Annotated in this window: 12 protein-coding genes; 8 read left to right on the top strand and 4 right to left on the bottom strand. The window is 68.9% G+C overall.

What is annotated here, in order from left to right:
- Nucleotides 1–3: 3 nt before the first annotated feature.
- Nucleotides 4–984 (bottom strand): STM4015 family protein, encoded by a 981-nt coding sequence (locus ACRYCC_RS30290; protein WP_433817138.1) that lies wholly within the window; start codon nucleotides 982–984, stop codon nucleotides 4–6.
- Between the two features lie 46 nt (nucleotides 985–1,030).
- Nucleotides 1,031–1,975, bottom strand: coding sequence for an STM4015 family protein (locus ACRYCC_RS30285; RefSeq protein ID WP_433817137.1), 945 nt, complete (start codon nucleotides 1,973–1,975; stop codon nucleotides 1,031–1,033).
- A 334-nt stretch (nucleotides 1,976–2,309) separates the two neighbouring features.
- On the opposite strand from ACRYCC_RS30285, the gene ACRYCC_RS30280 reads away from it, so the two are divergent.
- From ACRYCC_RS30280 to ACRYCC_RS30250, 7 genes are all read left to right on the top strand, one after another.
- Nucleotides 2,310–2,774: a nuclear transport factor 2 family protein gene (locus ACRYCC_RS30280; RefSeq protein WP_433817136.1), complete on the top strand. Its 465-nt coding sequence runs from the start codon at nucleotides 2,310–2,312 to the stop codon at nucleotides 2,772–2,774.
- Between the two features lie 129 nt (nucleotides 2,775–2,903).
- Entirely contained in the window at nucleotides 2,904–3,125 is a 222-nt protein-coding gene (locus ACRYCC_RS30275) for a hypothetical protein (protein ID WP_433817135.1), read from the top strand.
- A gap of 118 nt (nucleotides 3,126–3,243) precedes the next feature.
- Nucleotides 3,244–4,590 carry an alpha/beta hydrolase family protein gene (locus ACRYCC_RS30270; protein ID WP_433817134.1) on the top strand — a complete coding sequence of 449 codons (1,347 nt, stop codon included), beginning with the start codon at nucleotides 3,244–3,246 and terminating at the stop codon, nucleotides 4,588–4,590.
- Nucleotides 4,591–4,974: 384 nt separating this feature from the next.
- Entirely contained in the window at nucleotides 4,975–5,841 is an 867-nt protein-coding gene (locus ACRYCC_RS30265) for an ABC transporter substrate-binding protein (protein ID WP_433817133.1), read from the top strand.
- Between the two features lie 60 nt (nucleotides 5,842–5,901).
- A complete protein-coding gene (locus ACRYCC_RS30260; RefSeq protein ID WP_433817132.1) occupies nucleotides 5,902–6,657 on the top strand; it encodes an amino acid ABC transporter permease in 756 nt (251 codons plus the stop codon).
- Nucleotides 6,654–7,391 carry an amino acid ABC transporter ATP-binding protein gene (locus ACRYCC_RS30255; protein WP_433817131.1) on the top strand — a complete coding sequence of 246 codons (738 nt, stop codon included), beginning with the start codon at nucleotides 6,654–6,656 and terminating at the stop codon, nucleotides 7,389–7,391. Before ACRYCC_RS30260 ends, ACRYCC_RS30255 begins: the two co-directional genes overlap by 4 nt.
- Nucleotides 7,392–7,695: 304 nt before the next feature.
- Nucleotides 7,696–8,601 (top strand): NAD(P)H-binding protein, encoded by a 906-nt coding sequence (locus tag ACRYCC_RS30250; protein WP_433817130.1) that lies wholly within the window; start codon nucleotides 7,696–7,698, stop codon nucleotides 8,599–8,601.
- Between the two features lie 325 nt (nucleotides 8,602–8,926).
- Here the strand turns inward: ACRYCC_RS30250 and ACRYCC_RS30245 are convergent, their stop codons facing one another.
- Together ACRYCC_RS30245 and ACRYCC_RS30240 are read right to left on the bottom strand one after the other, a co-directional pair.
- The gene (locus ACRYCC_RS30245) at nucleotides 8,927–9,193 is read right to left on the bottom strand and encodes a hypothetical protein (protein ID WP_433817129.1); all 267 of its coding nucleotides are present in this window, start codon (nucleotides 9,191–9,193) and stop codon (nucleotides 8,927–8,929) included.
- A gap of 338 nt (nucleotides 9,194–9,531) precedes the next feature.
- Complete coding sequence (locus ACRYCC_RS30240) at nucleotides 9,532–10,584, bottom strand: NAD-dependent epimerase/dehydratase family protein (protein WP_433817128.1); 1,053 nt, start codon at nucleotides 10,582–10,584, stop codon at nucleotides 9,532–9,534.
- Nucleotides 10,585–10,767: 183 nt separating this feature from the next.
- On the opposite strand from ACRYCC_RS30240, the gene ACRYCC_RS30235 reads away from it, so the two are divergent.
- A complete protein-coding gene (locus ACRYCC_RS30235) occupies nucleotides 10,768–11,736 on the top strand; it encodes a helix-turn-helix domain-containing protein (RefSeq protein ID WP_433817127.1) in 969 nt (322 codons plus the stop codon).
- Nucleotides 11,737–11,741: the final 5 nt, after the last annotated feature.

The following is an 11,741-nucleotide window of genomic DNA, read 5'->3' as shown; positions in this document are numbered from 1 at the left end:
GGCTCACTCCGAGACGACGACGTAGTAGTGGTCCTCATCGCCGCTCCAGGAGTACCGGCGCGGCACCTCCTGCTCGCCGACGTTCAGGTCGACACCCGGCAGGGCGGTGCGCAGCCGGTCGATCATCGGGTCGGTCAGGTAGTGGTGGTGCAGGTCGAGCCGCTTGAGATGGGTCAACGGCTGACCGGACAGCAGTGCCTCCGCGCCCTCGTCGGTGAGCACGCCCATGGACAGCGCCAGTGACTCCAGCCTCGCCACCACCGGTGCCGCGGCGACCAGGGCGGCCACCTCGTCCTGCGCCTCGCTGTTCTGCAGGCCCAGGTGGCGCAGGGCGGGCAGCCCCTCGCCGGAGCGTACGCCGTCGAAGTCGGCGGGCAGCCACTCGCCGCCGTAGTTCGGCACCCCGAGCCACAGCTCCAGATGCTCCAGGCGGGGCAGCTCCGACCGGCCTATGGCGCGGATGACCTCGCCAGGCAGCCCGCCGGTCTCGAATCGCAGCACCCGGAGCCGCTCGTGCCGGAAGGGCCGGAGGGAGAGGCCGGTACCACCCCGTACCTCCAGGATCTCCAGGCGTGGAAACGCCTCCAGGAGCGGGGTCAGGTCGGACTGCTCGATCCAGGAGATCTCGGCTTCGTCCGAGGGGATGTCACCGAGGGCGATCGCCCGCAGGTTCGGCAGGCGATCGGCGGCCTCGCAGAGCAACCGTACGGGCAGCTCCGAGGAATCGTCGTAGACCGCCCCCCAGGAGCTGATCACCAGCTCCCGGATCTCCGTGGCGTCCACCCGGCCGAGGAAACGAGCGACGTACTCCTCGTACGTCTCGTCGGACTCACCGATGTCGTCGTTCAGCCAGAGCCGCCACGCCACCGCCGAGGCCGACGGCAGCGACGCCGTGTCGTCCGGCTCGCCCGGCTCGTCGCCGAGCGCGGGGAAGTCCCGCACCGGCAGCTCGAGAAACTCGGCGAGACCGTCATGGGCCGTCATCGGTCGTGCTCCCTTCCTTCCGCGCCCCGTCCCGCGAGGTCGCGGCTCACTCGGCGACCGCGACGTAGCGCCACACGTCGCCGTCGTCCTCGTCGGGCAGTTCCTGCTCGGACAGGTCGACCTCGACGCCTGGGAGCGCCTTGCGGACCCGCTCGACCATCGCGTCGGTCAGGAAGTGATGGTGGAGATCGAGACGCTGCAGATGCGTCAGCGGCTGCCCGGACAGCAGTGCCTCGGCCCCTTCGTCGGTGAGCACTCCCAGCGCCAGGCTCAGCGTCTCCAGCCGCGCCACCACCGGCGCGGCGGCCACCGCCACCGCGATCTCGTCGACGATCTCACTGTCCTCGAGTCCCAGATGGCGCAACGCGGGCAGCCGCTCACCACCGAGGAGGGGAGCGAGATCGGCGACCGTCGCGTCCCCGCCGTACTCCTCGACACCCAGCCAGAGATCCAGGCGCTCGAGGTTCGGCAGGTCGCCCGCGGCCACCGCGCGCACCACGCTGGAGGGCAGCCCGCCCGATTCGAGCCGCAGCACGCGCAGGTGCTCACTGCGGGGCGGTGCCAGCTCCAGCCCGGAGCCACCACGGATCTCGACCTGCTCCAGAAGCGGGTAGGCCTCGAGAAGCCCGGTCAGGTCGCAGTGCTCGATCCACGAGATCTCCGACTCCTCGGGCGCGATGTCGCCGAAGAACAGGGCCCGCAGGCCGGGGAACCGGCCGGCCGCCTCGATCAGGAGGTCGCGGGGGACCGAGGAGTTCACCTCGTGGCACATTCCCCAGTAGCCGATCACCAGCGCGGTCACCTGGCCGGTGTCGACCCAGTCCAGGAACCGCGCGAAGACCTCGCCGAAGTCCGCTTCGTCGTCCCACGAGCCGAGGCGGACGGCCCAGGCCGGTGAACCGCCCTGCGGCAGGTCGTCCGGCGTCGACTCCGCGGTGAACTCGGCCACGCGCAGACCGGCGAACTCCCGGAGATTGTCGAGCTCTGGCATGCGGTCCCCTTCAGTGATCAGAACGGAACATGTCCTATCAGAAGAGGCGGACAGAACGGGGTGCTTGTTGCCGTATCGCCACACCAGCGCGGCGAGGACCTGTCGCGACGGCCGGCGCGACAGGTCCTCGCCGCCGTCGCCGGTGTTCACCCCTCCTGACCGGACACGTCGAGGGGCGGTTGACCAAAAGATTGCGTGAACCCGCATGTCGGCGCAGCGCCCGGACCCACCGAACGCCATAGCGTGAGGAGATGCGGTAAAGGCGATTTGCGCGTCGGAGCAGCGGCCGGGGCGAACCGGCAGTGCGCAATCAGAATGTCAAGGGGATGATCTGATGGAACACGCTCCGCTCCCACCGTTCACTCGCGAGACCGCCATCCGGAAGGTTCGCCTGGCGGAGGACTCCTGGAACACCAGAGACCCCGAAAAGGTGGCTGCAGGCTACACGCCGGACTGCCACTGGAGGAACCGCTCGGAGTTCATCGACGGACGCGACGAGATCATCGCGTTTCTCATCCGCAAATGGACGCGGGAGCTCGAGTACCGGCTCATCAAGGAGCTTTGGTGCTTCAACGGCAACCGTATCGCCGTCCGTTTCGCCTACGAGGCCCGCGACGACTCCGGAAACTGGGTCCGCTCCTACGGCAACGAGAATTGGGAATTCAATGAGCAGGGGCTGATGGTCGCGAGGCACGCGAGCATCAACGACCTTCCCATCGAGGAGTCGGACCGTGAATTCCACTGGCCGCTCGGGCGGCGCCCGGATGACCATCCAGGACTAAGCCACTTCGGCTTCTGACCGGTTCTGACCGGCCGAACACCCTGTGGGGTGCGGCGTCGGCGTCGGCGCCGTCCGCCGGCTGCGATCTCGATCTGTCTTGGCGTGAGGACAGGTTTTTCTTTCCGGCGGCCCGGACATGCCAGCCGTATGGGGCAGCGGGGGACGGCGCCAGATGACTGGGACGTCGAGGCCGTCCGGCTCGGCGGGCGGGATTGCTTCAGCGTGCGTCGCTGCGGGGCGCTGATCGGCTATGCCTACACGATGGTCGAGGCGTGCACGATGGTCGAGCTGGAACGGCTGCTCGTGCGGCACGGTCCGCTGCTCGCGGACCTGACCGAGGAGAGCAACCAGCGCCGGGCCCGCGCGTAGCCGCAGGCCGGCCACGAAGCCCTGCCGCCGTCGGAACCGGTCAAAAGTACGGTCGAAAAGGGTGCGAACCGTGCTTTCGGCCGGTGCCGGCACAGGCATGGGCTCACAGGATGAGCCCATGCCATATGAACGTTCCCATCCCATCCCGCATGCCGAGGGTCTGACCGAGCGTTACGGCGCCCGCCCGCCTGTGACCGGGGGCCGTCCGAACATCCGGCCGGGCCGGGTCATCGGCCTGGCCGGCCTCATCAGGGCCGGAAGGCCGACGCCGCGCAATCGGTTCCCGCGTGGTGGACCTGCCGCCGTCGCCGGGCTCCTCGCCCTCATGGTGTCCGCGGCCTGCGCGTCCGCGCCCGCCTCTCCGGTGTCCGCGTCCGCACCTGCCTCCACTGCCCCGGCGAGCGCGCCGTATCTGCCCGAGCCGACCGGTCCCCATCCGGTCGGCACCACCTCGCTGTATCTGAAGGACGTCTCTCGCCCTGACCCCTGGGTGCCCGAGGCGAAGGCCAGGGAGCTCATGGTCTCCCTGTGGTACCCGGCGAGGTCGCGGGGCGGGCGGCGGGCGCACTATGTGACGCCCAAGGAGTCGCAGCTCATCCTGGAGGGCAAGGGGGTGACCGGTGTGCCGTCCGATGTGCTGAGCAGGACGCGCACCCACGCGCTCAGTGACGCGAAACCGGTCGGAGGCAGGCACCGTCTGCCCCTCGTGGTGCTCTCTCCCGGGTTCACCGATCCCCGGAGCTCGCTCACGGGCCTGGCCGAGGACCTGGCGAGCAGAGGCTATGTGGTGGCCGGCATCGACCACACGTACGAGAATTTCGCCATGACCTTCCCCGACGGGCGGGTCACCACCTGCGGCGCATGCGAGATCACCACTGACGATTTCGGTGAGAAGGCGGTGGAGAGCCGGGCGGCCGACGTCTCATTCGTGCTCGACGAGCTGACCGGGCCACACCCGAAATGGAAGAGCGGCATCCTGATCGACCCGTCCCGGATCGCGATGGCGGGCAGCTCCCTCGGAGGCGCGAGCACCATCGAGGCCATGCTGAAGGACTCCCGGGTACGCGCCGGAATCGACCTGGACGGCACCATGTTCGCCACCATTCCGCAAAAAGGGCTGTCGCGGCCGTTCCTGTTGCTGGGCACGCAGTCACAGCACAGCCCCGGAGGGGAGGACCCCACCTGGGATCGTGACTGGAGACTCCTGACCGGGTGGAAGCGCTGGCTCGTGGTGGCCGGGTCGGTGCACCCGTCCTTCACCGACTACCACCTGCTGGCCGATCAGATCGGCTTCGACCTCGGCGCCGACCTCTCCGGTGCCCGCTCCATGGAGATCACCCGAAGGTACGTCCGGGCCTTCTTCGACCTGCACCTGCGCAAGCGGCCCCAGCCCCTGCTGGAAGAGCCGTCGGCGCGCTACCCCGAGGTCGACTTCTGCTCTCCCGGCACCAGGACCTGCAGGTAGCGCCCGGCGTCGCGAACCCCGGGTCGCAGTTCGGCGGGTCGGCGCTGGCGGGCGGGCAGGCCGGTGCGCCCCATGATGCCTGTCGATTTCATGTCTAAACTACCCTTTTGCTAGGGTTTTGCCATGGCCAACTTTCTTGTGACGCGCAGGCACATCGACCTGCTCCGCGTCACGACCACGGCCTGTTGCTCGTACTGCGCGCCCTGCCGTCCCATCTTCGGCTGACCCGGGTCGCTTCGGTTCGGATTCCAGGCCGCTCAGCTCGGCCGCCGGTGTGCCGCGCCGCCGGTTCGCGGCCGGCCTTCACCTCGTGCGCTGTACCCCCCTGCCTGCGCTGCCCGTCCTCGGACGGGCGGTCATACATATCTGCTCTAGGAGATCTTCATGCGCCCGTTCCGGGCTCTCGCCGGCGCCGTCGCCGTCATAGCCGCTTCCGCCGCCGTTGCCGCCTGCGGAGGCGGGTCGTCCTCGACCAAGTCCGCCGCCGACCCGTACAAGCTGCTGCGGCCGGGGACGCTTCGGGTGGCCACCCTGTCCGACGCGCCGCCCAACGTCTATCTCAAGGACGGCAAGTTCACCGGCTTCGACAATGATCTGCTCGCGGCGGTGGCCGCCAGGCTCGGCCTCAAGGTGGAGTTCGCCGCGACCGACTTCTCGGCGCTGCTCTCCCAGGTGGCCACCCACAAGTTCGACGTCGGAAGCTCCTCGATCACGATCACCGAGGCCCGGAAGAAGACCGTGCAGTTCACCAACGGCTACGACTTCGGCTACTTCGGGCTCGACGTGCCGGCCGGTTCACCGATCAAGAGCCTGGACGGTCTGAAGGGCAAGCGGGTCGTCGTCGTCCAGGGGACCGTGCAGGACGACTACGCCACCAAGCAGGGCCTGAACCCGGTCCGGGTGCCGGACTACAACGGCGCGCTCAACCAGCTGAAGACCAAGACCTCGGATGCGTGGATCTCGCCCGCGGAGATCGGCGAGAAGACCGCGACCGAGAGCGGGGGCAAGGTCGTCCTCGTCCAGAAGCAGCTCAGCCCCGCCCCGACCGCCTTCGCCGTGAGCAAGGACCATCCGGAGTTGCTGGCCGCCCTCAACAAGGGACTGGACGAAGTCATCCAGAACGGCACCTGGACGAAGCTTCAGGAGCAGTACTACCCGGGGCGTCCCGTTCCGGCCGACTTCAAGCCCGGCACTGGAACCGTCACCTTCCCGCCGGTCGCCGGCTCGGCGAAGCCCACCCCGGCCGGTTGATCTCCGGCTCCACGAACAGCCGACGCCACGGAAGATGCGGACCAATGACAGTGAATTCGCGTGGATGAACTGACGACGCTGTGGGACACGTTCTTCGACGTGGACTCCATGCGGCAGGCGTTGCCCGACATGCTCAGGACGGGCCTGCCGAACACGTTGATCTTGTCAGCCGTCTCAGGGCTCATCGGGACCGTCCTCGGCATGCTCCTCGCCGTGGCGGGCATGGCCAGGACCCGGTGGCTGAGATGGCCCGCACGGATCTACACCGACATCTTCCGTGGCCTCCCGGCGGCGGTGACCATCCTGCTCATCGGCGTCGGCCTGGCTCCGACGGGCCTGAAGATCTGGGGGCCCAATCCGTACCCGCTCGGCATCCTCGCGCTCTCGCTGATCGCAGCCGCCTACATCGGGGAGATCTTCCGGTCGGGAATCCAGAGCGTCGACTCCGGTCAGTTCGAGGCCTCCCGCGCCCTCGGTTTCTCCCATCCCGCGGCGATGCTGCTGGTGATCATCCCGCAGGGGGTACGACGGGTTCTCCCCGCTCTGGTCAACCAGTTCATCGCCCTCGTCAAGGACTCGAGCCTGGTGTACTTCCTCGGCCTGCTGGCCAGCCAGCGTGAACTGTTCCGGATCGGCCAGGACGCCGCAGCCAACACCGGCAACGAGTCGGCGCTGGTACTCGCCGGACTCTTCTACCTCATGCTCACCGTGCCACTGACCCATCTCGTCAACCATATTGATCAGCGGTTGCGGCAGGGGCGTCGATCGGTGACCGAGCCGGCCCCGCTGCCCGTGCTGGGGGAGGGACAGCGATGACGCAGTTCTCCTCGGTCAGCCTCACCACCCGCGACATCCACCTCTCGTTCGGCTCGAACCAGGTCCTGCGCGGGGTGGACCTGGACGTCCAGCGCGGCCAGGCCGTCTGCCTGATCGGTCCCTCGGGGTCGGGGAAGTCGACGTTCCTGCGGACCATCAACCGGCTGCTCGAACCGGACCGGGGAGACGTGCTGCTCGACGGGGTGAGCGTCCTCGGTCGTGATCCCGACCTGCTGCGGCAGCAGGTCGGAATGGTGTTCCAGCAGTTCAACCTGTTCCCGCACATGAGCGTTCTGCGCAACCTCACCCTGCCGCTGCGCAGGATCAAGAAGCTGTCCGCCGATGAGGCGGTCGAGGCCGCCCGCCGGCAGCTCGACCTGGTCGGACTCGGCGGCAAGGCCGACGCACGGCCCGGGCAGCTCTCCGGCGGGCAGCAGCAGCGCGTGGCGATCGCCCGGGCGCTGGCGATGGAGCCACAGGTCATGCTGTTCGACGAGGCGACCTCCGCGCTGGACCCGGAACTCGTCAAAGGCGTGCTCGCCCTGATGGCCGATCTCGCCCGGGAGGGAATGACCATGGTGGTGGTCACCCACGAGATGGGTTTCGCCCGGGAGGCGGCCGACGCGGTGGTGTTCCTGGACCAGGGCGTGGCGGTCGAGTCAGGACCACCCGCCAAGATCTTCAACTCTCCGGAGAGCCCCCGGCTGCAACGTTTCCTCTCCGACGTGCTGTGAAGGACGACCCGTGACGCCGGGGCCCGGCCTCGGCATGTCACGCTGGAAGCAGGGGCCGGTGCCCCGTCGCGGGCGCTCGCGGCTCCGCTGCGAGGCCGGATCCGGCAGCGGACGTGTCGCGCCGAGGGGCTGGGGCGATATCAGCGGCCTCTGGAGCCGCCGGGCCGCACGGAGGTCCTGATCTGCCGCGCCCCGTCGGCGACCGCGAACGAGGCCGGCGGCAAGATGGTGGTCGTCCACTCCTGACCCGCCACTCGTGATCACCTCCATTCGGATACTCGGCTACTCGGAAGGAGACAGACCGATGGCTGCGAGTGACCTTGTTCTCATCGCCGGGGTCGGTGGGGTGGGCCGTAGGGTCCTCGACCTCCTGCGCGCGCAGGAGGTGCCGGTGCGTGTGTTGGTGCGTCGTGATGATGATCGTGCGGCCGGGTTGCGTGCGCTCGGCGCGGAGGTGGTGGTCGGGGATCTGACGCGGCCCGAGAGTGTCGCGGCCGCGTTGGAGGGTGTCGGGCGGATGTACTTCGCGATGCCCGTGTCGCCGGATCACCTGCTGGCGGCGACGGTGGTGGCCACTGTGGCGCGGGAGTGCGGGGAGCTGGCCGGGTTGGTGGGGATGTCGCAGATGACGGTGTCGCAGATGACCGCGACCAGTACCGCGGAGTCGTTCCAGCAGCGGTTGCATTGGCTGGCGGAGCAGGTGTTGAACTGGTCGGGTCTGCCGGTGGTGCATGTCCGGCCGACGTCGTTTCTGGACAATCCGTTGTTCACGACGTTGGCGGCGCGGACGATCCGGGAGTCCGGCACGATCGCGCTGCCGTTCGGGACGGGGCGTACGTCTCCGGTCGCCGTGGAGGATGTCGCGCGGGTGGTGGCCACTGTGCTCGGTGACCCGGTTCCGCACGTGGGGCATGTCTACGAGCTGACGGGGCCGCGTACGGTCGATATGTGGGGGATGGCTGAGGAGTTCTCGCGGGCGTTGGGGTGTGCGGTGTCTTATGTGGATGTGCCGTTGGAGCGGTGGCGGGCGGAGGTGCTCGCGAAGGCGGGTCTGCCGCCGCATACCGAGGAGCACATCGCCACCATGGCCCGGCTGCACCGGGAGAACCGTTACGACCGCGCGTCCGATGACGTGGAACGCCTGACGGGTGTGCCCGCCCAGACGATCGAGGCGTTCGTGGCCGCTCGCCGGGACTTCTACCTGGGCTGAGCCGCGGAAGAGACAGGCCGGCCACGCAATGGAGCATCCGGTGCTTCCGGCATGGGCGACTGAGAACACTGTGAGGCGCGACCCGCCGGGCCGAGCCCGGCGGGTCTAGCGCTCATATGAACGAGGGCGTCAGCCGTGATGGCATGATTCGCTTCGTCGTGTCCTGGCCACGGCGGGACTTCGTGTCGCGCTCGACTGCGGCCGAAGGCTGCGGAACTGCGCTCTCTGATCAACAGGAGCCGCGGAGTTGCGCCAGACGGCGGGCAGGTGCGACGGACGCGAAGCTCACGCGGTGCATTGCCACCGCTCGGCTACGGCCTCGGTCCTATGATTCGCCTTTGTCGGAGGCCACAGAGGCCTCCTTCGCATCCGGGGCATCGCCCTCGGATACTTCGCTGGTCAGTTTCCAGCGCAATTGAAGGCCGACCCACCGGATCCGGATCTCCCCATCTGCGACCTTGTGCTTGCACGCCATTGCGAAAATTCGCATAACGGCCAGGAGGGCAACAAGTGACGTCAGCAGAAGAAAACCCAGTCCCTTGAGACCGACCACCGAGAGCAGCTTTTCCAGCTGCGCGGGGTCGGTCCACATGGCGGGCCTACCCTTTACCTTTTCGGCGGATGTGCATAGGACTGCCACCTCTATCCAGTTGTGGTGCTGCGTTACCGCAGCGAAACGTGCGCCATAAGCATCTCGATGAGGGGCGAGCATGTCAAGCTTGCGGCAATAGCTGCTGGCAGTCCGGCGTGTCACGGTTCGGCCGCTAGCGGCGTGCGCATGGGCGCCGACCACATCTCCGCCTTGCTTTCATGCACTCCGCAGAGCGGGAGATAAATGATCGGCGCAGCGTGCCGTTCCTCGCTCCGCCACGGACCCCGCCGAGCCGTTCACGCCGCCAATAGGTGCGGTACGCCGCCTGCCTGATGCGGTCACGACGCGCCGGCCCGCCGCCGTTCCAGCCACGACTCGTAATGGTCCAGGACCGTCTCCGCCACGGGCCGGTAGGAGATGCCCAGCTCCTGGACGCTGCGCCGATTGTCGACGGCGAACCGGATGCCGAGGTGCTTGCGGATGTAGTCCTGCGAGAGCCCGAAGCGGGGTCCCAGGATCCGCACCGCCCAGTCGGGCACCTTGTGGCGGGGAAGCAGGAACCTGGTGGGATACCTGTCCCGGATGATGTTCGACATCTGGGCGAAGGAGACCATCTCCGGGCGGGCGAGGATGTAGCGATCGGACGCCGGGTCGAGCTCGGCGGCACGGACGTGTGCGACCGCCACGTCCCGGACGTCGACGAAGGTGAAACTGAAGTCGGGCGCGCCATAGAAGAAGTAGCCGCGCATGAGCTCGTCCATCAGGAACAGGCTTCCCGAATCCGAGGCGTGGGTGAGCGACGGGCCGAGGACGAGCCCGGGGTTGACGGCGACCATGTCCCAGCGGTCCTGCGCCCGGACGGCGTCCCACGCCTCGCGCTCCGCGACGGTCTTCGCGTAGTGGTACGGGTTGTTCTCCAGAGTGCTGGTGGTGTTGAAGTACTCCTCCGTCAGGGTCCGGTCGGGCATGTCCATGACGTCGACGTAGTCGCCGAAGATGGCGCCCACGGTGGAGGTGAGGACCAGCCGTTCCACGGTCGGCGTGCGGTCGATGCTCGCGATGACGTTGCGCGTGCCCTGCAGAGCCGGCTCGAGCACGTCCCGCCGGCCGTCCCGGATCTGCTCCGGCATCAGGAAGGGCGAGGCGACGTGGAACACGAAGCGGCAGCCCTCCATGGCGCCGTCGAAGGATCCCGGCCGCATGAGGTCCGCCTCGAACAGGTCGAGCCTCCCGGGGAAGGCTCTGCCGAGCCGCTCCAGCGGCTGGACCTTGGCCGCGTTCGTGAGGCTGCGGACACTGGTGCGGACCGGGTAGCCGCGGGCCAGGAGTTCGTTCACCAGATGACCGGCGACGAACCCGCTGCCGCCGGTGACGAGGACGGGGGCGCTCATGCGGCCGAGCCTCTCAGTTGCGCGTGCGTGTCCGCATCCGGGCCGGCGGCGCGACGCACGGACCTGCGACGACCGTCGCCGGTGCACGTCCATATCCAGGTTTAGGGTGCCGTCGTATTGTGTGTCCATGGCGGGCCCGCAGCGTGGCCGCGCCATGACCCGAATGCGCCTGGAGGGTGGTAAGTGCTGAGGTCTGCCGGGCTGAGCGCCGCGGAGGAGTCGACGTATCTCTCGCTGGTCCGGCAGGGCGGGGCGTCCGTCGCGCAGCTCGCCGACCGGGTGGGGCTGAGCGTCGCCCAGGTGCGCCGTGCCGTCGCCGCCCTGCAGCGCGAGGGGTTCGTGCACCGCACGCCGCCACCGCAGGAACGGGTCGTGCCGGTGCCGCCCGAGCTGGCGGTCGAGCAGCTCATCCGGCGCCGGGTGGAGGAGCTGGAACGGACCCGTGAGGCGGCGCACCGGCTGGCCGCGGAGGCCTACAACCGGGTCAGCAACCGGCGGACCGAGGATCTGATCGAGATCGTGTCCGGCCCGGCCGCGGTGGGCCGGGCGTTCGACCGGGTGCAGCGTACGGCGCGCGAGGAGATGCGGGTGCTGGTGGCGCCGCCGTACGCGGCCTCCACCGAGGTGAACCGTACCCAGCTGGACCGCGAGGCCGCCGGCGTGGCCTACCGGGCCGTCTACGACAGCTCGGCGCTGGCCGATGCGGTGCTCGCCGCCAGCGCGGCCTCCCACGTCCGCTCCGGCGAGCAGGCCCGGATCACCGACGGGCTGCCGACCAAGCTCGCGGTCGCCGACCGGGAACTGGCCTTGCTGCCGCTGGACTGGACCATGCCCGCGCACGACGCGGCACTGCTGGTCCACCCGTGCGGACTGCTGGACGCGCTCGTCGCGCTCTTCGAGACCGTGTGGGCCCGCGCCAGCCCGCTGTCGGTGACCGAGGCGGACGATCTGGCGGCCGAGGCCGCGATCTCCGCCGACGACCGGCATCTGCTGTCCCTGCTGGTCGCCGGCCTCACCGACGAGGCGGCCGGGGCCCGACTCGGGCTCAGCCGGCGCACCCTCGCACGCCGCGTCCAGCAGCTGATGGAGCGCACCGGCTCCCGGTCGCGGCTGCAACTGGGCTGGCAGGCCCGGGAGCGCGGCTGGCTCTGACCGGG

The sequence above is a fragment of the Actinomadura scrupuli genome (assembly GCF_050971785.1).
GTDB lineage: Bacteria > Actinomycetota > Actinomycetes > Streptosporangiales > Streptosporangiaceae > Actinomadura_E > Actinomadura_E scrupuli.
This window is presented reverse-complemented; position numbering and strand designations above follow the sequence as displayed.

What these genes read in the sequence shown, in the direction of transcription:
- ACRYCC_RS30265 (WP_433817133.1), top strand. Translation starts at nt 4,975, where the DNA reads ATGCGCCCGTTCCGGGCTCTCGCCGGCGCCGTCGCCGTCATAGCCGCT.
- ACRYCC_RS30245 (WP_433817129.1), bottom strand. Translation starts at nt 9,193, where the DNA reads ATGTGGACCGACCCCGCGCAGCTGGAAAAGCTGCTCTCGGTGGTCGGT.
- ACRYCC_RS30285 (WP_433817137.1), bottom strand. Translation starts at nt 1,975, where the DNA reads ATGCCAGAGCTCGACAATCTCCGGGAGTTCGCCGGTCTGCGCGTGGCC.
- ACRYCC_RS30240 (WP_433817128.1), bottom strand. Translation starts at nt 10,584, where the DNA reads ATGAGCGCCCCCGTCCTCGTCACCGGCGGCAGCGGGTTCGTCGCCGGT.
- ACRYCC_RS30270 (WP_433817134.1), top strand. Translation starts at nt 3,244, where the DNA reads ATGCCATATGAACGTTCCCATCCCATCCCGCATGCCGAGGGTCTGACC.
- ACRYCC_RS30280 (WP_433817136.1), top strand. Translation starts at nt 2,310, where the DNA reads ATGGAACACGCTCCGCTCCCACCGTTCACTCGCGAGACCGCCATCCGG.
- ACRYCC_RS30250 (WP_433817130.1), top strand. Translation starts at nt 7,696, where the DNA reads ATGGCTGCGAGTGACCTTGTTCTCATCGCCGGGGTCGGTGGGGTGGGC.
- ACRYCC_RS30255 (WP_433817131.1), top strand. Translation starts at nt 6,654, where the DNA reads ATGACGCAGTTCTCCTCGGTCAGCCTCACCACCCGCGACATCCACCTC.
- ACRYCC_RS30290 (WP_433817138.1), bottom strand. Translation starts at nt 984, where the DNA reads ATGACGGCCCATGACGGTCTCGCCGAGTTTCTCGAGCTGCCGGTGCGG.
- ACRYCC_RS30275 (WP_433817135.1), top strand. Translation starts at nt 2,904, where the DNA reads ATGGGGCAGCGGGGGACGGCGCCAGATGACTGGGACGTCGAGGCCGTC.